Raw genomic sequence first — 20,890 nt, 5'->3', positions numbered from 1 at the left:
CCGAGCGACTGCCCCGGTGTGCGATTAACCTCAGTGTATGACGTTGGACCTCGCGATCCCAACGATGGCGGCAAAAGCGGCGCGCAATGCGTATCATGGCTGATCAAGATCACATTTTCTTGCACAGACCCAACGGATGCCGATACATGGCCGATACCCCCATCGTTCTCGTCGACGGTTCGTCCTATCTCTACCGCGCCTTTCACGCCCTGCCGCCGCTGACCACCTCCAACGGCCAGCCCACCGGCGCCATCAAGGGTGTGCTCAACATGCTCAAGCGGCTGATCAAGGATTACCCCGACAGCCCCATGGCGGTGGTCTTCGATGCCAAGGGCAAGACCTTCCGCGACGAGCTGTTCGAGGCGTACAAGGCCCAGCGTCCGCCGATGCCTGACGACCTGCGCAGCCAGGTGGAGCCGCTCTACGCCTGCGTCCGCGCCCTGGGGCTGCCGCTGCTGTGCGTCGAGGGCGTCGAGGCCGACGACGTCATCGGCACCCTGGCCCGGCTCGCCACCGAGGCCGGCCGCGACGCGGTGATCTCCACCGGCGACAAGGACATGGCGCAGCTGGTCAACGGCCACATCACGCTGGTCAACACCATGAAGGACGAGACCCTCGACGTGGAAGGGGTCAAGGCCAAGTTCGGCCTGCCGCCGGAGCTGATCATCGACTTCCTGGCGCTGATGGGCGACAAGGTCGACAACATCCCCGGCGTTCCGGGGGTGGGCGAGAAGACCGCGCTGGGCCTGCTGCAAGGCATGGGCGGCGGGCTCGACACCATCTATGCCGACCTCGAGCGTGTCGCCACCCTCGATTTTCGCGGTGCCAAGTCGCTGCCGAGCAAGCTCGAGGAGCATCGCGAGATGGCCTATCTCTCCTACCAGCTGGCCACCATCAAGACCGACTGCGAGCTGCCGGTGGGGCTCGGCGACCTCGACATCGCCCATCCCGACCGCGAGGCGCTCAAGCGGCTCTACACCGAGCTCGAGTTCAAGGCCTGGCTCTCCGAGCTGCTCTCGGGCAAGGATGAAGGGGTCGACGACGTCGAGCGCGGCAGCGGGGTCGCCGGTACCGCCGCGGCGGGCAACCTCGACCCCGAGGCGCCGCCGGCCAGCGTGGCCGCCTGCCAGAACCATCTGATCCTGACCCAGGCCGAGCTCGACGAGTGGCTGGCGCGGCTCGGCGCCTGCGAGGCCTTCTGCTTCGACCTAGAGACCAACAGCCTCAATTACATGGATGCCGAGATCGTCGGCGTGGGGCTGGCGCTCGAACCCGGTGAAGCCGCCTACGTGCCGCTCGCCCACGACTACCTCGACGTGCCCGACCAGCTCGACCGCGCCGCCGTGCTGGCCGCGCTCAAGCCACTGCTGGAGGACCCCTGCCGCGGCAAGATCGGCCAGAACCTCAAGTACGACATCTCGGTGCTGGCCAACTACGACATTCGCGTCCAGGGGCCGCTCACCGACACCATGCTCGAGTCCTACGTGCTCAACTCCACCGCCACCCGTCACGACATGGACTCGCTGGCGCTGAAGTACCTGGGCCAGAAGACGGTGAGCTTCGAGGAGATCGCCGGCAAGGGCGCCAAGCAGCTCACCTTCAACCAGATCGACTTCGAGCAGGCCGTGCCCTACGCCTGCGAGGACGTCGACGTCACCCTGCGCCTGCACTGCGAGCTGCGTCCGCGCATCGAGGCGGAGGGGCGCCTGGCCGAGGTGCTCGACACCATCGAGCGGCCGCTGATCCCGGTGCTGTCGCGCATCGAACGCACCGGGGTGGCGATCGACGCCGCGCGCCTGCATGCCCAGAGCCAGGAGCTCGAGGCGCGCATCGGCGAGCTCGAGACGCGAGCCTTCGAGCTCGCCGGGCGCGAGTTCAACCTCGGCTCGCCCAAGCAGCTCGGTGAGATCCTGTTCGAGGAGCAGAAGATCCCGGTGCTCAAGAAGACGCCCAAGGGCGCTCCTTCCACCGCCGAGGCGGTGCTCGAGGAGCTGGCGCTGGATTACCCGCTGCCCAAGGTGATCATGGAGCACCGCGGCCTGGCCAAGCTCAAGTCGACCTATACCGACAAGCTGCCGCGGCTGGTCAACAAGCGCACCGGGCGGCTGCATACCAGCTACCATCAGGCGGTCGCCGCCACCGGCCGGCTCTCCTCGAGCGACCCCAACCTGCAGAACATCCCCATTCGTACCGAGGAGGGGCGCAAGATTCGCCAGGCCTTCATCGCCCGGCCCGGCTATCGCATCGTCGCCGCCGACTACTCGCAGATCGAGCTGCGCATCATGGCGCATCTTTCTGCGGACGAAGGGCTGCTCTCGGCCTTTGCCGAGGGGCGCGACATCCACGCCGCCACTGCCGCCGAGGTCTTCGGCGTGCCGCTGGAGCAGGTCTCCGGCGAGCAGCGGCGCAGCGCCAAGGCGATCAACTTCGGGCTGATCTACGGCATGAGCGCCTGGGGGCTGTCCAAGCAGCTGCGCATCGAGCGCGGCCAGGCGCAGACCTACATCGACCGCTACTTCGACCGCTACCCGGGCGTGGCCCGCTACATGGAGCGCATCCGCGCCCAGGCCGCCGACGATGGCTACGTCGAGACCGTGTACGGCCGCCGCCTCTACCTCCCCGAGATCCGCGCCCAGAACCACGCCCGGCGCCAGGCCGCCGAGCGCACCGCGATCAACGCGCCGATGCAGGGCACCGCGGCGGACATCATCAAGCGCGCCATGATCGAGGTCGACGCCTGGCTGCAGCAGAGCGCCTTCGACGCCTGCATGGTGATGCAGGTGCACGACGAGCTGGTGTTCGAGGTCGGCGAAGCCCAGGTGGGCGAGTTCATCGACGAGGTCAAGGCGCGCATGCAGGCCGCCGCCGAACTCAGCGTGCCGCTGATCGTCGAGGCCGAGAGTGGGGCCAACTGGGACGAGGCGCATTGAGGGGGCGCTAGTAGGGCACCATCAGGACGACGCCCGACACCAGCGCGAACAGCAGCACGCCCTGGCGTAGGCGCCGGGCATCGATGCAATGGTGCGTCACGCGGCTGGCGACGCTGCCGATGAGCAGCGGCGGCAGCAGGTAGAGGGCCCACCGCAGCTGGTCGAGGTGGAACTTGCCCGCCACGGCCAGAATGACCAGCGAGACGATCTCTCCGATCAGGAAGCAGCAGGCGATGGTCGAGCGCAGCTCCGGGCCAGGTCGATGCTGGTAGAGCAGCGCCAGCGGCGGGCCGCCGACGCCGGTGGCGGTTTCGGTGATGCCGGTGATGACCCCGACCGAGGCGCAGGCGCCCGCCTTGGGGCGAAACACCGGGGCGAACAGGGCGGCGAGCACGGCGATCACCGTCGAGGCGCCGACCACCTGGTTGAGGCTGTCGGCACTCAGGACGACCAGGATCCACAGGCCGAGGAAAGTCCCCGGCAGGCGGCCCAGGCCGATCCAGCCCACGCCCTTCCAGTCGATCGCCTCACGTTCCCGCAGGCCGACGTAGAGATTGAGCGGCAGCATCAGGATCAGCAGGGCCACCGGCAGCAGGTCGGGGCGCAGGAAACCCAGCACCGGGGCGACGATCAGCGCGAAGCCGATCCCGATCGCGCCTTGCACGAAGGCAGCGATACCGGTGGCGGTGGCGATGACGGCAAAGACGACGATCTCGTTCATGAGCGTTGCGCCGCTTTCACCGTCGGCTCGGCGTCGTCATTCCCGCTCCTCTTGGCCGCTGCCCGGTGCGTCGACGACGTCGCGTGCACCCGCTGGATCGGCGCGCGTTCCACGGCGGCGCCGGCCGCCTCGCGCACCTCGGCAAGCAGCGCGCGAGCATCCCAGTCTACCGGCCAGCCTTGCCACAGGCGCAGCCGGCCGTTGGTGAACACGGCCTCGATCTGATCGCGATTGGCATAGCGCACCAGCTCCCAGGGGAGGTCCCAGGAGGGCGTCATTTCCGGCACGTCGAGGTCGAGGAGCAGGAAATCGGCGGCCAGGCCCGGGGCGATCTCGCCGGTCAGGCGCGCGAGCCCTGCCGCCTCGGCGCTGCCGCGGGTGGCGTGCTCGAGCCACAGCCAGCCGCCGCCGCACGATGAATCCCCGGTTGCCAGGCCGGCGGACAGACGCTGACTGGTCTCGGCGGCATCCATCAGGCGAAAGGCATCGCTGCGCGTGCCGTCGGTCCCCAGGCCGAAACGAATACCCAGCGCGGCCATCTGCAGGGCCGGCGCCACGGCGTTGCCTTTCCACGCGCTGGCGACGGGATTGAAGGCCACCGCGGTATCGGTGTCGCGCAGCAGGTTGAGCTCCGTTGGCGTGACCAGGGTGGCGTGGGCAATCAGCGTCTGCGGTCCCAGCGCGCCCACCGCGTGCAGGTGCTCCAAGGGGCGCTGGCGGCGTGCGACCAGCGAACGCTCCACCGCCTGGAGATGCTCGTTGACGTGGGTCTGGAAGATGGCACCGCCTTCGCCGCAGAGTGCGGCCACGTCACGCAGCATGCCATCGCTGGCCACCTCGGGAATCGACACCGCCAGCGAGGGGACGACCAGCGCATGGCCGGCCCAACGGGCCAGGTGCCGTTCGGCGTCGCGACGTATCGCGGCGCCATCCTGGTGCGCTTCCCTGCCACCGCCCATATCATTGCAGATGAAGCCCAACACGCAGCGCAGGCCGGTCTCCTCGACGGCCTGGGCGATGCTGCCGATCTCCGCCGAGGCGCGGGTGCCGGCGTCCACCGCGGTGGTGAAGCCGCCGCGCAGCGCCTCCAGCGCGGCGAGCTTGGCCGAGAGGTAGAGCAATCGCTCGTCGAGGCTGGCCTCGAGCGGGACCCAGATGCGCTTGAAGATCTCGGAGGGTTCGCCGAACACCAGCGACTTGCCGAGCGACTGGGTCAGGTGATGATGGGCGTCGATGAAGCCGGGCATCAGCAGCTTGCCGGGCAGTGCAATCGGCGCCAGTTCGGGATGGCGAGCGAGCAGCGCCGCGCGTTCGTCGATCTCGGCGAACTTGCCGTTCGCGACGAGGACCGCCTTGTTCCTGGCGCAGCCGCTCTCCAGCAGTACCTCCTCGGGCAGCAGCAGAAGAGTGTCGGCTGCGAAAGACTCGGGGCAGAGTGCCCCCCGGCCCGCGGCGTTGCGGGCCTGTGACGGAGTGTCCATGGGGTTCCTTTCTACTTGCTCTTGATGTGTTCGCTGGCGAGGTCGGCCTGCTTGGTCGCGGGTGCGGGGAGACGGGCGTGACCGAGGTGGTGGAACAGAATGTTGACCAGCACCGCCGTCAGTGTGCCCATGGCCAGGCCGTTGCCGAGGATGATCTGCAGGTGCTGTGGAAAGGCGCTGTAGAAGCCGGGTACGACGATCGGAAGCAGACCCATGGCCAGCGCTGCGGCCAGCGTGAACATGTTGCCATGCTCGTTGAAGTCGACCTTACGCAGGATGTTGATGCCCATCACGCCGATGATGGCGAATACAATCACCGCGGTGCCGGCGACCACGGCGGTGGGCAGGGTGGCGGCCACCCGTCCGAGAGGGGCGAGCAGTGCCAAGGCCACGAGAATGATGCCGGCCGCCACGGTCACGTAGCGCGAACGCACACCGGTGGCGCGCACGATACCGATGTTCTCGCCGCTGGTGATGATCAGCGAAGTACCGAAGCAACCACCGATCAACGAGCCCAGCGCATCGGCGCGGATGTTGCGCGGCACCAGGGCGCGTGAGTCACCTTGCTTCTCGACGATCTCGGCGGTGGCCATGGTCTGGCCGGTGGCCTCGGTCATGGAGACCACGCTGAAGATGATCAACGGCAGCGAGGCGAAGAGATCGAACTTCGGCATGCCGAAGGGGAACAGCGACGGGAAGGCCACCACCGGGCCGGCCAGCACGTTGTCGAAGCTCATCACGCCAAGCAGCGTGGCCACGGCCGCGCCGGCGACCAAACCCAGCATGACGGCAATGCGCTGCAGCACGCCGGTGAAGATTCGGGCGAAGAGCACGATGCAGCCCATGGTGAGTAGTGCCAGGGCGATGCTGGTCAGGTTGGCGAAATCCGGCGAGTCCGGCTTGCCGGTGATCAGCCCGCCGAAGATGCGCACCAGGTTGACTGCGACCAGCAGCAGCATGGTGCCGATCACGATCGGAGGAAAGAATTTCAGTACCTTGGTGAAGAACGGCAGGGCCAGGAAATAGAACAGCCCCGTGAGGATCACCGCGCCGGTCGCGGTCTGGATGTCGGTGGCCTGGGCGATGGCCAGGAAAATCACGATCGGTGCGCCGCCCGGCACCTGAACGAAGGGCAGCCGCGCGCCGATGCCGAAGGGGCCGAAGGACTGCAGCAGCGTGCCCAGGCCGCAGGCGAGGAAGGTGGCACTCATCAAGGCCACCGTGACGTCGCTGCCGAAGCCCATTGCCTGGCCCACCAGGAACACGGCGGTGATCGGCGCGGCGGCCATCACCAGTACGTGCTGGAAGCCGTAGAGCATCATCGAGTGCCACGGCAGCTTCTCGTCTACGGGCTCGACCGGCCTCGTCTCGGTGGGATCATGCGTCGTTCTCATGGCTAGCTTCCTCTGTCATTGTTGTCGTTGCTCTACGCAAGCTAGCCTCGCCCAACCGTGCTGGTCCATAATAATGTTTCGCTCATTTCGTTGCCGAAAAGGCAACGGTAAGCTTTGCCGGGATGGTGTCTCATGCAGCTACTGCTGACCTCTCTGCGCTATTTCGAGGAAGTCGCCCGCCAGGGATCGCTGCGCAAGGCGTCAGAACGGCTGCACGTCGCCGCCTCGGCCATCAATCGACAGATTCTCAAGCTCGAGGATGAGCTCGGTGTGCCGCTGTTCGAGCGGCTACCGCGGGGGCTGCGGCTGTCGCCGGCGGGTGAGTTGATGCTCTACCAGATTCGCCAATGGCAGCGCGACGAGCGCCAGATGCTGGAGACCCTGGGCGACATCCGTGGCACCGGCTGCGCCGAGGTTCGCATCGCCACCATCGAGTCGTTGACCGACCAGCTACTGCCCTCCCTCCTGCGCGGCTTCAGGGAGCGCTTCCCGCGGGTGCGTTTCGTGCTGACCACCGGCCTGACCGACACGATTCTGGAGCAAGTCGCCACCGGAGAGGCCGATATCGGCATCTGCATGAACCCGCCGGTGACGCGTCGGATTCGCTTCGAGCAGGCGGTCGAGCTGGGTTTCGGCGCGGTAGTGGCCCCCACGCACCCGCTGGCCGAGAAGGAAACGGTACGCCTGCGTGACTGCCGTCCCTACCCGGCGATTCTACCCAGCGCCGAGATGTTTCACGGCTCGACCCTGGAGCGCACGCTTGCCCATTCGGACATCGACCTCACCCCCCTGGCCGGCTGCAACCGAATCCTGACGATCAAGTCGCTGGCGCGGGCCGGTTTGGGAGTCGCCTATCTCAACAAGCTCGACGTCGCTCGCGAACTGGAGCATGGGGAGCTGGTATTCAAGCCGCTGCAGGATCGCAACATCGCCAAGGCCCGGCTGGTGCTGTGCAGTGCGGCCGAGCGCGCTCTGCCGATGGCGGTGGCGGTACTGGCCGAGGAGTTGAGCGAGGCGCTGCTGGGCATCGAGCCCGGGGGAGACGGCATGGCCCCGGGGGCGCCGAGGAGAGCGTAAACGAAAACGCCCGGGGCCATGGCCGCGGGCGTTGTCTCATGTCGGATAAGGCTCAGCGCCAGCCGACGCGATCGAAGATGCGAACCGCTTCCGGGTTGTTCTCGCCCAGGATGCTGACGTTGAGGTCGTCCTTCTTGAATTCGCCCCAGGACTCGAGCGTCTCGCTCATCTTCACGCCTTCGACCACGGGAAACTCATAGTTGCCGGCGGCGAAGATCTCCTGGGCCTCGTCGGAGGCCAGGAACTCGAGGAAGCGAACGGCATTCTCGCGGTTCGGCGCGGTGCTCACCACGCCGGCACCGCCGACGTTGACGTGGGTGCCGCGGTCATCCTGGTTGGGGAACAGGATGCCCACCTTCTCGGCCACTTCGCGATCGGCGGCCTCCTCGGACTCGAGCAGGCGCACGTAGTAGTAGTGGTTGGCCACGGCCAGATCGCACTCACCGGCAGCCACGGCCTTGATCTGGTCGGTGTCGCCGCCTTCGGGGTCGCGCGCCATGTTGCCGACCACGCCCTGGGCCCACTCCTCGGCACCCTCCGCACCGTGATGCTCGATCATCGAGGCCAGCAGCGACTGGTTGTAGATATTGTTGGAGGAGCGGATGCAGATCTCGCCCTCCCAGCGCGGGTCGGTCAGGTCCTCGTAGGAGGTGATCTCGCTGGGGTCGACGTTCTCGGGGTTGTAGACGATCGCCCGCACGCGCTGGCTGAAGCCGAACCACTTGCCTTCGGGGTGGCGCATGGCTTCCGGCAGACGCTCGTTGAGCACGTCGGATTCGACGCTCTGGAAGACCCCGTCCTGCTCGGCGCGCCACAGGCGACCGGCATCGACGGTGATCATGACATCGGCGGGGCTGGCCACGCCCTCGCGCTGGATGCGCTCGATCAGCTGGTCGGAGTCGCCCTCCAGCAGGTTGACCTCGATCCCGGTCTGCTCGGTGAAGGCCTGGTAGAGCTTCTCGTCGGAGTCGTAGTGGCGGGCCGAGTAGAGGTTGAGCTCATCGGCGCCTGCCGTGCTGGCCAGAGCGGAGCCCGCCAGGATGGCGGCAAGGGGAGCGACGAGACGCTGACGATGGATCATGATGGTTTCACCTCGAGAGCCTGATGTGACAGGTGTTTTGTTCAAGTAATGATAATACGTTGCATTACGTTGAACGCTATTGAAGCGTTTTGTGAAGAAGTCGTCAAGCCTGCCGTCAGAGACCCTTGACCACGCGGCGCCGGGAAGCTGACCGAGAGCAAGGGAAGGCGAAAAAATTGGCAAATGCGAGGAGATTCCAAACGTATTTGCTGGACATTTCGGGTAGGATGAAGTTTGCCCATTTCTCCCCTGGATCATGTTCGCTGTTCTATGACTAGCCAATCGAAGCCAATGGAAGTCGGACACGCTCCCTATCCCCAGTCCACCGCATTGACCATGGAGGGAGTGCAACATGCTTTCGGCAGCCAGACGGCCGTGCGTGGCGTCGACCTCGATGTGGCGCCTGGCGAGGTCGTTTGTCTGCTGGGCCCCTCGGGCTGCGGCAAGACCACGCTGCTGCGCATCGCGGCGGGGCTAGAGGTACTGCAGCGGGGGCGCGTGAGCCTCAACGGCGGCGAGATCGCCGTGCCCAAGGGTCGCCACGTGCCGCCGGAGAAGCGCAACGTCGGCCTGGCCTTCCAGGATTCCGCGCTGTTTCCTCACCTCACGGTGATCGAGAACGTCACCTTCGGGCTGAAGGGCGAGCCCCCCCGGCAGCGCCGCGAGCGGGCCCTGACCCTGCTCGAGCAGCTGGGCATGGCCAGCTATGCCGACAGCTACCCGCACATGCTCTCCGGCGGACAGCAGCAGCGTGTGGCGCTGGCCCGCGCCCTGGCGCCGGCGCCCCAGCTGATGCTGCTCGACGAACCCTTCTCCAGCCTCGACGCGCGGCTGCGCGATCGCATCCGTGACGATACCCTGCACGTGCTAAAGAAGGTCGGCGCCGCCACCCTGCTGGTGACCCACGATCCCGAGGAGGCCATGTTCATGGCCGATCGCATCGCCCTTATGCGCGATGGGCGCATCGTCCAGGTGGGCACCCCCCGGGAGCTCTACTGCGCCCCCTGCGACCCCTTCGTCGTCGCCTTCTTCGGCGAGGTCAACGAACTCTCGGGCGAGGTGCGGGGCGGTCGCGTGCAGACCCCGGTGGGGCCGGTGGAGGCCGGCTGGTTGCCCGAAGGGAGCCAGGCGCTGGTGATGATCCGCCCCGAGGCGCTGCGCATCACCGAGCACTTCGAGCCGGCGCCGGAGCATCGCTACAGCCACGTGGTCATGGCCAAGCTGCTGGGGCGCAGCAGCCTGTTGCACATCTGCGCTCACGGTGAGGACGGCAGCGAAGCCCACCTGCACGCCAGGGTGCCCGGCGTGTTCCTGCCTGCCGAGGGGCAGCGGGTGGACATTCACCTCGACCTGTCGCAGGTCTTCGTCTTCCCCTCAGCGGCGGCCTGAGCCGGGGCGCGAACGGCGCATGGCCATGCTCAGCAGGACCACCGGCAGGATGCCGACGGCCACGATGGCCAGCGACGCCGTCGAGGCCTCGGCAAGGCGCTCGTCCGAGGCCAGGCCGTAGGCCCTGACCGCCAGGGTATCGAAGTTGAAGGGGCGCAGGATGATGGTGGCCGGCAGCTCCTTCATGACATCGACGAACACCAGGATGCCGGCGGCGATCAGGCTGCCGCGCATGATCGGCGTGTGGACCCGCTTGAGCGTACCGGCCGGCGTCTGGCCCAGGGTGCGCGAGGCGGCATCCATGCTCGGCGTCACCTTGCCCAGGCTGGCCTCCACGGTATTGAACGACACCGCCAGGAAGCGCACCACGTAGGCGTACACCAGGATGAAGGCCGAGCCGCTGAAGACCAGCCCGACGATCTTGCCGTAGTGGGCGTGCAGCCAGGTATTGAGCGTGTTGTCGAGCCAGGCGAAGGGAATCAGGATGCCCACCGCGATCACCGAGCCGGGAATGGCATAGCCCATCGAGGCGACCCGCGTGGCGATGCGCGTCAGCGGGCTGTCGTGGAGGCGCACGCCGTAGCTGAGTACGACCGCCAGGCCCACCGCGATCAGTGAGGCGACGACGGCCAGCATCAGGCTGTTCCAGGCGAAATCGAGAAAGCGCGTGCCGAGCAGCGTATCGCCCTTGGCAATGGCCATCTGCAGCAGCAGGCCGCTGGGCACCAGGAAGCCGATCAGCACCGGCGTGGCACAGGCCATGAAGGCCGCCACCCCGCGCCAGCCGGGCAGCCGGTACTCGGGCAGCTGCTGGTAGCGATTGGTGGTATGGAAATACTGGCGCTTGCCGCGCGACCAGCGCTCCAGCAGCACCAGCACGATGACGAACAGCAGCAGACAAGCGGCGAGCTGGGCCGCGGCAACCTGCTCGCCCAGGCCGAACCAGGTGCGATAGATGCCGGTGGTGAAGGTGTCGACGCCGAAGAACTGCACGGCACCGAACTCATTGAGGGTCTCCATCAGCACCAGCGAGACGCCGCCGACGATCGCCGGCCGTGCCAGCGGCACGGCCACGGTGGCGAACAGGTTCCACGGGCCGCGCCCCAGCGTGCGACCGACGTCGAGCACGCACACCGACTGTTCCAGGAAGGCCGCCCGGGCCAGCAGGTAGACGTAGGGGTAGAGCACCAGGGTGATCAGCGTGGCGGCGCCGCCCAGCGAGCGGATGTCGGGGAAGAAGTAGTCGCCGCGTCCCCAGTCGAAGACCGCGCGCAGCCAGCTCTGCACGGGGCCCGCGTACTGCAGGAAATCGGTATAGGCGTAGGCGATCACGTAGGTGGGCACGGCCAGCGGCAGCAGCAGGGCCCACTCGAAGAGGCGCCGGCCCGGAAAGCGGCACATCACCACCAGCCAGGCGGTACCGGTGCCGATCACCATGCTGCCGATTCCCACCGTGACGGTGAGATAGAAGGTATTCCCCAGGTAACGACCCAGCACCGTGCTGGCCAGATGCTGCCAGACGCCCTGTGTCGGCATCACGATATGCGCCAGCACCACGATGACCGGCAGGGCGACGACGAGGGCGACGCTCAGGATCAGCAGCGTCCACGGGCTCAGGCGCCGAGACAGGGAGGAAAGGCCGGTGGTCGCGGATCGGAACAAGCAGGAACTCCTTCACTGGCCGCACGGCGGCGCAGCAATGCGAGGCGGTAACGGCCGGAAATGATACCAGTTGCCGCGTACGGCTGCAGCTCGTGCCACCTGACCGGCATCACGAAAAACGCCCGTATCCTGCGATACGGGCGCCGGGTCCTGAGGCCGGAAGAAGCGCTAGTAGCCGAGCATCAGCGACGGCAGACCCGTCACCAGCACCGGGAAGAAGGCCATCAGCAGGCAGGCCAGCACGATCAGCGCGCAGAACGGGATCACCGCCTTGTAGAGGTCGATGATCTCGACCCCCTTGGGCGCCACGCCCTTCAGGTAGAACAGCGCATAGCCGAACGGTGGAGTGAGGAAGGAGGTCTGCAGCACCACCGCCACCATCACCACGAACCACAGCATGTCGACGCCCATGTCGGACACGATCGGCAGCATGATCGGGAAGCTGAGCAGCACGATGCCGGTCCAGTCGAGGAACATTCCCAGGATGAAGACCAGGAACAGCATCAGGATCAGTGCGCCGGTGGTACCACCGGGCATGGCCATGACCAGCTCGCTGATCACCGTCATGCCGCCGCCGCGCGAGAACACCCCGGTGAAGGCGGTGGCGCCGACCAGCACCAGCATAACCATGGTAGTGGTCTTGCTGGCATCGATCAGTGTCCTGAAGCAGGTGGTGAGCTTGCGGTCGCCGAAGATCAGGAACAGCAGGAAGGCGATACCCACGCCGATGGCCGAGGCCTCGGTGGCGGTGGCGATACCGGTGAACAGCGCACCGAGCACGCCGAGGATCAGCGCCATCGGCGGCAGCACGTACTTCGCCAGCATGATCAGCAACTGGCCGGTCGAGGTCTCGGCCCGCTCCTCGGCGGGCACCGGTGGCCCGTAGCTCGGTTTCACCAGGCAGATCAGCAGCACGTAGAGGGCGTACATGGCGCCCAGCAGCAGCCCCGGTACCAGCGCGCCGGCGAACAGCGCCCCCACCGACACCGGCGAATAGCTGGCCATCAGGATCAGCATGATGCTGGGCGGGATCAGGATGCCCAGGCAGCCGCTGGCCATGATCACGCCGGTGCTGAGCTCCTTGTTGTAGCCGTACTTGAGCATCGGTGCCAGGGCGATCATGCCCATCACCGCGATCGAGGCGCCGACGATGCCGGTGGTGGCGGCGAGCAGCACCGAGACGATGACCACGGTCAGCGCCAGGCCGCCGCGCAGGTTGGCCAGCAGCAGACGCATCGCTTCGAACATTCTCTCGGTGACCCCGGAGTCGTTGAGGAAGCGCGCCATCAGCACGAACAGCGGGATGGCCACCAGGACGTAGTTGTCCATAGCGTTGCCGTAGATGTTGTTGATGATCGTGCCGAGCACGCGGGGGCCGGGGCCGAGATAGGCGCCGATCACGGCCACGCCGCCCAGCACGAAGGCCAGCGGGTGGCCCATGAACAGGCCGACCAGCAGGCCGCCGAACATCACCAGGGTCAGCATTTCCGGGCTCAGGTTCATGCGGCTTCCTCCCGCAGCTGCTGGATGGCGCGAATCACGATGGCGACGGCCTGGAGCAGGATCAGCACCGCCGCCAGCACGATCACGCCCTTCACCGGATAGACGGGGATCGAGACGATGCCGTAGGTGGTCTCGCCGCGGCTGAAGGAGCGCTCGAAGAAACTCCAGCCCAGCGTCAACAGCATCCAGATGAACGGAATGAAGAAGATCAGGTAGCCGAGCAGCTCGAGCGCGGCCTGCTTGCGCCGCGACAGCAGCCGCTTGAGCACGTCGACCTCGACGTGGGCGTGATGGCGCAGGCCGTAGGCGGCCATCAGCATGAAATGGGCGCCGAACAGCATCTTGGTGATGTCGAAGGCCCAATCGCTGGGGCGCCCGGTGAACAGGCGCAGGGCGATATCGTAGAGCACCACCACGGTGATGACGGCGATCAGCGGCGCAATGACCCGCCCGAACACTTCGTTGAGCGTGTCGATCGCCTTGGCAATCGCATTCATGGATCAAGTCTCCGAGGTCGGAACGAATGCCGCCCCGGCGCCAGCGGCCGGGGCGGGTAGGGCCGCCTTACAGGCAGGCTTCGATCTCTTCCAGAGACGGCAGGTTATCGAAGCTGCGGCTCATGTTGTAAGGCACGGAGACGTCGCGCCAGTTGGCGTAGTGCTGCAGGTAGCTGATCATGGAGTGGTAGACCTTGGCGTGCAGCGGGTCCTCGCAGGCGCCCTCCACGATCACCTCGTTGGTCACTTCCTGGATGCGCGCCATGTCCTCTTCGCCATAGGTGGAGATCTCCACGCCGGCCTCCTGGAACTTGACGGTGCCTTCGGTCGACTGGCGCTCGGACCAGGCCAGCGACCAGGCCAGGGTGGCGTCGGCGGCGATCTTCAGCTTCTCTTGGGTCTCCTCGGAGAGCGCGTCCCAGGCGTCCTTGTTGATCATCACGCCGAACACGCTGGCGGACTGGTGCCAGCCGGGCGTCGCCCAGTATTCGACGACCTCGGCAAAGCCGGCATTGTAGTCCACCCCCGGGGTGGAGAACTCGGCACCGTCGACGACGCCGCGTTCCACCGCCTGGTAGATCTCGCCGCCCGAGAGAGTGACCTGGGAGCCGCCCAGGCGCTCGAGGACCCGACCCTGGTCACGTCCCGAGAGGCGCAGGCGCTTGCCGTCCAGGTCGGCCAGGCTCTCGATCGGGGTGCGGCCCATGAAGCCGGATTCGTTGTTGGTGATGCCGTAGGGCAGGTAGACCATGTTGTACTGGCCGTAGACCTCCTGGTAGAGCTCGAAGCCACCCCACTGCTGAATCCAGTTCAGGTAGTCGACGCCGTTGAACAGGCTGGGCGTGGCGGCCAGGGGGGAGAACGCCGAGCTGCGCCCCGCCCAGTAGCCGGGCCAGTCACCCGAGGCCTCGATGCTGCCGGTCTCGGTGGCGTCGAACACCTCGGTGCCGGGCATCAGCGTACCGCCGGCGCGAAACTCGATCTGCAGCTCGTCGCCGGCGAGCTGGTTGACCAGCTCTGCCCAGTGGCGGTCGATCTCGATCAGGTCCAGGTTGTCCGGCCAGGTCGTGGTCATGGTCCAGCGTTCCTGGGCCTGGGCGGTGGAGGCGAAGGCCGCCAGGGCGATGCCCGCCGCCAGGCCGGTGAGGCCGAATGTCGTCTTCAGATTCTTCATGTCATGCTCCCTTTTGGGTCTTGTTGTATGCCGTAGTAGACGAGCCATGCCGACGGGCGCCGAGAGGCGCCCGAGGCCGCCCGGGATCACCGGTACGGCCGCTCGGCAAACAACGACAAGCTAGCATGCTGGCATGACAGGAATCGATAGCTTGCTTGGGTCGGGGCCTCGACGCGAGCGCGCCCGGGCGGGCCATCAGTTACGTTTAATTAAGATAAGCGCCAAATAGAGGTGTCTGTATTGCAAGGCAAAGCGACGCCAACTTGGCAAGCCGGGAGGGGAAAGCGCGCAGGGGGGCGATAGACCAAAGTCTGATTGGGTGCGGCAAGCCGACGGGCGCCCCGCCGGCTTGCCGCGCGCCTTGGTGCCGGAGGCTCAGCGCCCGCTGTAAACATGGGCCGGCAGCCAGGTGGCCAGCGGTTCGAAGAAGAACACCAGGAACAGCCCGAGCAGCTGCAGCGCCACGAAGGGGGCCACGCCCTTGTAGATGTCGAGCGTGGTGATGCCGGGTGGACAGACACCCTTGATATAGAAGAGGGCGAATCCCACCGGCGGCGTCAGGAACGAGGTCTGCAGGCAGATGGCGAAGAGAATGGCGAACCATACCGGGTCGACCCCGAGGCTGAAGACCACCGGGGCCACCAGCGGCAGGATGATCAGCGTGATCTCCACCCAGTCGAGGAAGAAGCCGAGCAGGAACACCACCAGCATGACCGACAGCACCACGCCGGCGGGGCCGAAGGGCAGGCCGGAGATCGCGGCGCGGATGACGTCGTCGCCGCCGAGCCCCCGCAGTACCACCGCGAAGATGGTGGCGCCGACGAAGATACCGAAAATGAACGCCGTGGTGCGGGTGGTCTGGTACAGCGCCTTGGACACCACCTCGAGGCTCAGCCGGCGGCTGAACAGCGCGAGCAGCATGGCCCCCAGCGCGCCCACCGCCGATGCTTCGGTGGTGGTGGCGATCCCCAGGAAAATGGAGCCGAGCACCGCCACGATCAGCGCCATGGGGGGCAGCACCGCCAGCAGCACGTCGAACAGGGCTCTCGCCGTGAGCGGGGTGCGGTCCTGCGGCGCCGGTGCCAGATCCTTCTTGAGGTACGCCGCGATCACGATATAGCCGATGTACATCACGCCAAGCATGACGCCCGGGATCAGGGCGCCCATGAACAGCCGGCCGACCGAGGCTTCGGAGGTGCCGAGGCGATCGGCCATCAGTACCAGCATGATGCTCGGCGGCACCAGGATGCCCAGCGTGCCGACCGAGCAGGCGGTACCCACCGCCAGCGACTTGTCGTACTTGGCCTGCAGCATGGGCCCGATCGACAGCATGCCGAGCAGTACCACCGAGGCGCCGACGATCCCGGTGGAGGCGGCCAGCAACACCCCGACGATGACCACGGTGACGGCATAGCCACCGCGCAGTCCGCCGAGCACCCGCACCAGCGAATTCATCAGCCGCTCGGCGATACCCGAACGGTCGAGCATGATGCCCATGAAGATGAACAGCGGCAGCGCCACCATCAGCTCGTTGGCGACGATGCCGTAGAGCCGTCTGTCGAGCACTCCGATGGTGCCGCCCCAACTGAACCAGAGGTCGGCGTGGAAGGTTTCGACCAGCAGGTGGCCGATGACGGCAAACAGGAAGCCGATGCCGGCCAGTGCCCAGGCCACGGGAAAGCCCAGCAGCAAAAGCCCCATGAAAGCGGCAAACATGCCGCTGACGAGAATTTCTTCAAGACCCATGTCGATCCTCGCGGAGGCGCGTTAGCGATGGTCCGCCGGGCGGCGCAGCGGCAGCTTCCGGGGAAAATCGAAGAGATAGGTGCAGCAGCGCAGCGCCCGTGACGACAGGGCGAGGGCGATCAGCGCCATGCCCAGCGGCAGCGTGCTCTTGATGATGAAGCGGTAGGGCAGCCCGCTGGGTGCCTGGGAGTGCTCGCCGCGCTCGAAGGAGCGGTAGGCGTACTCGGCCAGGCCGTCGACCATGAACGCGAGTACCGGCAGCACCAGCACGACGATGCCCAGCAGCTCGACCCAGGCCTGGAAGCGCAGCGAGAAGCGCTCGCGCAGGACGTCGACACGAACGTGATCGTCGGTGACCACGGCGTAGGCCAGGGTGAGGATCATGGTGGCGCCGAAGAAGTGCCAGGAGAGCTCCTCCAGGGCGATCGAGCCGCGCCCCAGAATGAAGCGGCTGAAGACGTTGGCCAGCACCACGGCGAGCGTGGCCAGCCAGAGCCAGGAGAGCCCCTTGCCGAGCACCGCGATGGCCGTATCCAGCGCGTGGCTGACGCGGTTCGTGGGCAGCTCCGGAGGGAGGGCGTGGGGGGAGTCGGAAGCGTGGGGTGTAGACATCGAGCAGCCTCTCGTTGCCGCAAGCCGGCAAGGCCGCCGGAGGCAGGTCTCCGGCGGCCGTCAGTGACGATCAGTTGGATTTCGGCGCGTAGTAGGCGCGCGGCAGATAACCCTTGTCGTGCCAGTTGCCGTGGACCTGCATCCACTCGCGCTGGCTCTCCAGCACACGGGCGAAGAGTTCGTCCTCGCCCGCCATCTGGTCCAGCACGCGCATGGTGACGGTTTCCAGTTCGGCCAGGATCTCGGGCGACAGGGTCTGGGCGTTCACGCCCTCGGCCTCGAAGCCGGCCAGCGCCTGGGGGTTCTCCCATTCACTCTCGGAGAAGCCGAACAGCGTGGCGGAGCGGCAGCCGGTCTCGATCTGGGCGCGGCTCAGGTCGGAGAGGTCGTCCCACATCTCCCGGTTCACCAGCAGGTGCGAGGTGGTATAGGTCTGGTGCCAGCCCGGCATGACGTAGTGCTGCACGATCTCCTGCATGCCCAGGATGCGGTCCACTGCCGGGGCCGAGAACTCGGTGGCATCGATCGTGCCGCGCTCCATGGCCTGATAGAGTTCGCCACCGGGCAGCATGGTGACCGAGGCGCCCAGCTCTTCCATCACCCGACCGCCGATGCCGGCGAAGCGAATGCGCAGGCCATCGATCTGATCGAGGGAGTCCAGCGGCTCGGCGAACCAGCCGGCGGCTTCCGGCCCGATGACGCCGCACAGCAGCGCCTTCACGCCGTAGGGTTCGTACACTTCCTGCAGCAGGGCATCGCCGTCGCCGAAGTAGTGCCATGCCATGAAGGCGGGCGGCTCCATGCCGAAGGGCGGGCCCGACAGCAGCGGCAGCACCGGGATGCTGCCTTGGTCGTAGCCGATCCAGGTGAAGCCCGCCGGGTAACGCCCCTCCGAGACGGCGTCGAGGATCTCGAATGGCGGTATCAGCTCGCCCGGCTCGTAGTAGCGCAGTTGGATGTTGCCTCCGGAGATCGCTCCCAGCGTCTCGGAGAGGTGCACCACCGGTGTGCTCAGGCCGACCAGGTGCGAGGGGAAGGCGATGGGCACCTGCCAGCGCACGCTTTCCTGGGCGGTGGCGGTACCGGCCAGGGCAGCACCAGCCAGGACCACGGCGGCTGTCGTGGCGGTCAGTTTGAGGCGTGCGGCCAGACGAGGGCCAGTTGAGGCTTGCATAGACGCGACTCCACTTGTTGTGACGGGTATTGTTCTAGGAAAGGCCTATTCCAGCGCCGAAATTAGCCGCGAGGGTACTGGCAAAGCAACTGTGGAAAATTGGTAAGACCAATATCGCAAGTTCGCTTGGCGAACTTGCGAATGCCGGTGGCCACTTCGGGGAGCGAGGTTTTGTCGCGATTGTCGAGGAACGTGTCGGAAACGTTGGCTTTTCAATATAAAAGTTTAGCAGGCTCATCGATTGGGCGGGCGCGTGATGTGCGACCAATTGCTGAGGCAGAGGGGCCCGCAAACGGGAAGGAGGGGGCAAGTGAGCGAGCGGGGTGTCTTGTCGATATTGAATTGGTCTGACCAAATGGGTCGATATGGCTGGCGCGGGCTGGTGTGGTCGGCCGCAGCTGCCGAGCCGGCCCGGCGCCAGGCCTGGGCCCTGTGGCAGGCGCGGGTCTGGCATTCCCCTTGCTGGGTATCGCCGGCGCCGCCCGAGGCGCCGCTGCGCGGGGCGTGGCTGCCGCCTGCCAAGGCCAGGACCCGCCTGGGGCGAGAGCACGACCTGATCGTCTTCGATGGCGTATCCGCGACGGACGGTCTCGATGCGGATGCCTTCGGCGCCCTGAGCGGGACCCTGTGCGCCGGCGGTCTGCTGGTGCTGTTGACTCCGCCCTCCGTCGGGGCCGGCGCCGGCCGCTACATGGCCCGCCTGCTGGAACGGCTATCGCAGGCGACCGGTATCGCGCGGTGGACGCCCGGCAGCCCTCCGCAACTGCCCGAACTGCCCGCCGAGCCGCCGCGGCGCGAGGCCCCCGATGGCGACCCCGACTGCCTGACCCCTGATCAGGCCGAGGCGGTGAGGCGCCTGGTCGGCCTGCGGCGGCGGCGCCCGCTGGTGCTCACCGCCGACCGCGGGCGCGGCAAGAGCGCGGCGCTCGGCATTGCCTGTGCGCGGCTGCTGGAGGCGAGCCAGCAGCAGATTGGCGTGACGGCGCCGCGCCCCGAAGCGGTAGCGGCCCTCTTCGCGCGCCTGGAGGCGCTGCGCCCACTGGGCCGGCGTGAAGGCAACCGCTTCGTCGACGCGCAGGGCGGGGGCGTGGAGTTCCTCGCGCCCGACGAGCTGAGCGCCCGGGTCGAACGCGGCGAGGCCGGCGGGGCGGGCACCTGGCTGCTGGTGGACGAAGCCGCCGCCATTCCCGCTGCCCTGCTCGGCCACTGGCTCGAGGCCTTCCCGCGTATCGCCTTCGCCACCACCGTGCACGGTTACGAAGGCTCCGGGCGCGGTTTCGCCCTGCGCTTTCGCCAGCGGCTCGAGCGGCAGGCTCCTGACTGGCGCGAATTCCATCTCGTCACGCCGGTGCGCTGGGCCGAGGGCGACCCGCTCGAGCGACTGGTCGACGAGCTGCTGCTGCTCGATGCCGAGCCGCCACCGCCCATGGTCGCATCGGCGCTCGAGACCGTGTCGTGGGAGCGCCCGGCCCTTGTCGCCGACGAAGACGCCTTGCGCGAGATCTTCGGTCTGCTGGTACAGGCGCACTACCGCACCACGCCGGCCGACCTGCAGCGCCTGCTCGACGCGCCGGGGCTCGGCATCACCACGCTGGCGGCAGGGGGGCATGTTCAGGCCGTGGCGGTGTGCGCCGACGAAGGCGGCTTTACGCCCGAGCTGGCCGAGCGGGTGGCGCGCGGCGAGCGGCGTCTGCCCGGCCATCTGCTGGCCCAGTCGCTGGCCGCCCATGCCGGCTCCCGGGAGGCGCTGGCGGCTCGCCTGCGCCGTGTGCAGCGCATTGCGGTGCACCCCCAGCGGCGGCGCGAGGGGCTGGGCCGGCGCCTGCTGGAGCAGGAACGAGAGGCCGCGCGCAGGGCCGGCGTCGACCTGCTGGGAGCCAGCTTCGGCGCCGAGCCGGGACTGCTGGCGTTCTGGCAGGCGCTGGGCTTTCGTACGGTGCGGCTGGGGCTGTCGCGGGAGACGTCGACGGGCGAGCACGCCGTGATGGTCGTCGCCCCGCTCGGTCCCGCAGGGGAGGCGCTGGCCGAGACGCTGTCGGCACGCTTCCAGCGCCTGCTGCCTGCCCTGCTGGCCTTCGAGCTTGCCGACCTGGACCCTCAGGTGGCGCTGGCGCTGCTGGCCGAAGGGCCGCGGCCGGCACCCGACGCAGTCGAACGCTGCGATATCGCCGACGTGGCCCATGGCCGCCGTGAGCCGGCACTGGCGCGCCCGGCCCTGCAGGGGCTGGTGCGACGGGCGGCAACGGCGGGCTGTCGCGAGCCCGACCTGGCCTGGCTTGCCGCCTGGGCCTTCCAGGGGCGCGATATCGCCTGGCTGGCGGCGCGCTGCGGCGCCGGAGGGCGGCGCCAGGCCATGGAGCGGCTGCGCGGGGTCGTGGCCCGCCTGCAGGAGGGAGATTCGGCATGCCCCGGGCGGGCTTTCCCCGGCGCCAGCGGCCCGGTAAGGTAG

General features: G+C 67.3%; 15 protein-coding genes. 4 read left to right on the top strand and 11 right to left on the bottom strand.

Translation table 11 applies throughout. The features are described 5' to 3' along the window. Positions 1-146: 146 nt before the first annotated feature. Complete coding sequence (gene polA, locus I4484_RS19300) at positions 147-2,930, top strand: DNA polymerase I (RefSeq protein WP_197448787.1); 2,784 nt, start codon at positions 147-149, stop codon at positions 2,928-2,930. Positions 2,931-2,937: 7 nt separating this feature from the next. On the opposite strand, the gene I4484_RS19295 is transcribed toward polA, so the two are convergent. From I4484_RS19295 to I4484_RS19285, 3 genes are read right to left on the bottom strand one after another with little or no spacing between them, the layout of a single operon-like run. Continuing rightward, positions 2,938-3,651, bottom strand: a complete 714-nt coding sequence (locus I4484_RS19295; protein ID WP_197448786.1) for a sulfite exporter TauE/SafE family protein — start codon at positions 3,649-3,651, stop codon at positions 2,938-2,940. After that, on the bottom strand, positions 3,648-5,132 hold the full coding sequence (locus I4484_RS19290; RefSeq protein ID WP_197448785.1) for an amidohydrolase family protein: 1,485 nt from the start codon (positions 5,130-5,132) through the stop codon (positions 3,648-3,650). The genes I4484_RS19295 and I4484_RS19290 overlap by 4 nt, the downstream gene beginning before the upstream one ends. Before the next feature lie 11 nt (positions 5,133-5,143). Then, positions 5,144-6,526, bottom strand: a complete 1,383-nt coding sequence (locus tag I4484_RS19285; RefSeq protein WP_197448784.1) for a uracil-xanthine permease family protein — start codon at positions 6,524-6,526, stop codon at positions 5,144-5,146. Between the two features lie 132 nt (positions 6,527-6,658). On the opposite strand from I4484_RS19285, the gene I4484_RS19280 reads away from it, so the two are divergent. Continuing rightward, complete coding sequence (locus tag I4484_RS19280; protein ID WP_197448783.1) at positions 6,659-7,603, top strand: LysR family transcriptional regulator; 945 nt, start codon at positions 6,659-6,661, stop codon at positions 7,601-7,603. A gap of 52 nt (positions 7,604-7,655) precedes the next feature. Here I4484_RS19280 and I4484_RS19275 read toward each other — a convergent pair whose 3' ends face one another. Next, the gene (locus I4484_RS19275; protein WP_197448782.1) at positions 7,656-8,684 is read right to left on the bottom strand and encodes a Fe(3+) ABC transporter substrate-binding protein; all 1,029 of its coding nucleotides are present in this window, start codon (positions 8,682-8,684) and stop codon (positions 7,656-7,658) included. A 336-nt stretch (positions 8,685-9,020) separates the two neighbouring features. Between I4484_RS19275 and I4484_RS19270 the strand changes: the two genes are divergently transcribed. Then, positions 9,021-10,073: an ABC transporter ATP-binding protein gene (locus I4484_RS19270; RefSeq protein WP_234283755.1), complete on the top strand. Its 1,053-nt coding sequence runs from the start codon at positions 9,021-9,023 to the stop codon at positions 10,071-10,073. On the opposite strand, the gene I4484_RS19265 is transcribed toward I4484_RS19270, so the two are convergent. From I4484_RS19265 to I4484_RS19235, 7 genes are all read right to left on the bottom strand, one after another. After that, positions 10,059-11,735 (bottom strand): iron ABC transporter permease, encoded by a 1,677-nt coding sequence (locus I4484_RS19265; RefSeq protein WP_197448780.1) that lies wholly within the window; start codon positions 11,733-11,735, stop codon positions 10,059-10,061. The genes I4484_RS19270 and I4484_RS19265 overlap by 15 nt on opposite strands. A gap of 168 nt (positions 11,736-11,903) precedes the next feature. Continuing rightward, the gene (locus I4484_RS19260) at positions 11,904-13,238 is read right to left on the bottom strand and encodes a TRAP transporter large permease subunit (protein ID WP_197448779.1); all 1,335 of its coding nucleotides are present in this window, start codon (positions 13,236-13,238) and stop codon (positions 11,904-11,906) included. Continuing rightward, positions 13,235-13,735, bottom strand: coding sequence for a TRAP transporter small permease subunit (locus I4484_RS19255; RefSeq protein WP_197448778.1), 501 nt, complete (start codon positions 13,733-13,735; stop codon positions 13,235-13,237). The genes I4484_RS19260 and I4484_RS19255 overlap by 4 nt, the downstream gene beginning before the upstream one ends. 67 nt (positions 13,736-13,802) lie before the next feature. Further along, complete coding sequence (gene dctP / locus I4484_RS19250; RefSeq protein ID WP_197448777.1) at positions 13,803-14,909, bottom strand: TRAP transporter substrate-binding protein DctP; 1,107 nt, start codon at positions 14,907-14,909, stop codon at positions 13,803-13,805. 375 nt (positions 14,910-15,284) lie between these two features. Continuing rightward, positions 15,285-16,655, bottom strand: a complete 1,371-nt coding sequence (locus I4484_RS19245; RefSeq protein ID WP_197448776.1) for a TRAP transporter large permease subunit — start codon at positions 16,653-16,655, stop codon at positions 15,285-15,287. A 21-nt stretch (positions 16,656-16,676) separates the two neighbouring features. Further along, positions 16,677-17,267 (bottom strand): TRAP transporter small permease subunit, encoded by a 591-nt coding sequence (locus I4484_RS19240; protein ID WP_197448775.1) that lies wholly within the window; start codon positions 17,265-17,267, stop codon positions 16,677-16,679. A 70-nt stretch (positions 17,268-17,337) separates the two neighbouring features. Then, positions 17,338-18,441, bottom strand: a complete 1,104-nt coding sequence (locus I4484_RS19235; protein ID WP_197448774.1) for a TRAP transporter substrate-binding protein — start codon at positions 18,439-18,441, stop codon at positions 17,338-17,340. 355 nt (positions 18,442-18,796) lie between these two features. On the opposite strand from I4484_RS19235, the gene I4484_RS19230 reads away from it, so the two are divergent. Then, a complete protein-coding gene (locus I4484_RS19230) occupies positions 18,797-20,890 on the top strand; it encodes a tRNA(Met) cytidine acetyltransferase TmcA (RefSeq protein WP_197448773.1) in 2,094 nt (697 codons plus the stop codon).

Source organism: Halomonas sp. SS10-MC5 (assembly GCF_015992245.1).
Classification (GTDB): Bacteria; Pseudomonadota; Gammaproteobacteria; order Pseudomonadales; family Halomonadaceae; genus Halomonas; species Halomonas sulfidoxydans.
The sequence above is the reverse complement of the archived record's forward strand: the minus strand, read 5'-3'. Positions and strand labels throughout refer to the sequence as shown.

Bases quoted from the DNA above. Each gene is read 5' to 3' on its own strand.
- polA (WP_197448787.1), top strand. From the start codon at position 147: ATGGCCGATACCCCCATCGTTCTCGTCGACGGTTCGTCCTATCTCTAC.
- I4484_RS19295 (WP_197448786.1), bottom strand. From the start codon at position 3,651: ATGAACGAGATCGTCGTCTTTGCCGTCATCGCCACCGCCACCGGTATC.
- I4484_RS19290 (WP_197448785.1), bottom strand. From the start codon at position 5,132: ATGGACACTCCGTCACAGGCCCGCAACGCCGCGGGCCGGGGGGCACTC.
- I4484_RS19285 (WP_197448784.1), bottom strand. From the start codon at position 6,526: ATGAGAACGACGCATGATCCCACCGAGACGAGGCCGGTCGAGCCCGTA.
- I4484_RS19280 (WP_197448783.1), top strand. From the start codon at position 6,659: ATGCAGCTACTGCTGACCTCTCTGCGCTATTTCGAGGAAGTCGCCCGC.
- I4484_RS19275 (WP_197448782.1), bottom strand. From the start codon at position 8,684: ATGATCCATCGTCAGCGTCTCGTCGCTCCCCTTGCCGCCATCCTGGCG.
- I4484_RS19270 (WP_234283755.1), top strand. From the start codon at position 9,021: ATGGAGGGAGTGCAACATGCTTTCGGCAGCCAGACGGCCGTGCGTGGC.
- I4484_RS19260 (WP_197448779.1), bottom strand. From the start codon at position 13,238: ATGAACCTGAGCCCGGAAATGCTGACCCTGGTGATGTTCGGCGGCCTG.
- I4484_RS19255 (WP_197448778.1), bottom strand. From the start codon at position 13,735: ATGAATGCGATTGCCAAGGCGATCGACACGCTCAACGAAGTGTTCGGG.
- dctP (WP_197448777.1), bottom strand. From the start codon at position 14,909: ATGAAGAATCTGAAGACGACATTCGGCCTCACCGGCCTGGCGGCGGGC.
- I4484_RS19245 (WP_197448776.1), bottom strand. From the start codon at position 16,655: ATGGGTCTTGAAGAAATTCTCGTCAGCGGCATGTTTGCCGCTTTCATG.
- I4484_RS19240 (WP_197448775.1), bottom strand. From the start codon at position 17,267: ATGTCTACACCCCACGCTTCCGACTCCCCCCACGCCCTCCCTCCGGAG.
- I4484_RS19235 (WP_197448774.1), bottom strand. From the start codon at position 18,441: ATGCAAGCCTCAACTGGCCCTCGTCTGGCCGCACGCCTCAAACTGACC.
- I4484_RS19230 (WP_197448773.1), top strand. From the start codon at position 18,797: ATGGGTCGATATGGCTGGCGCGGGCTGGTGTGGTCGGCCGCAGCTGCC.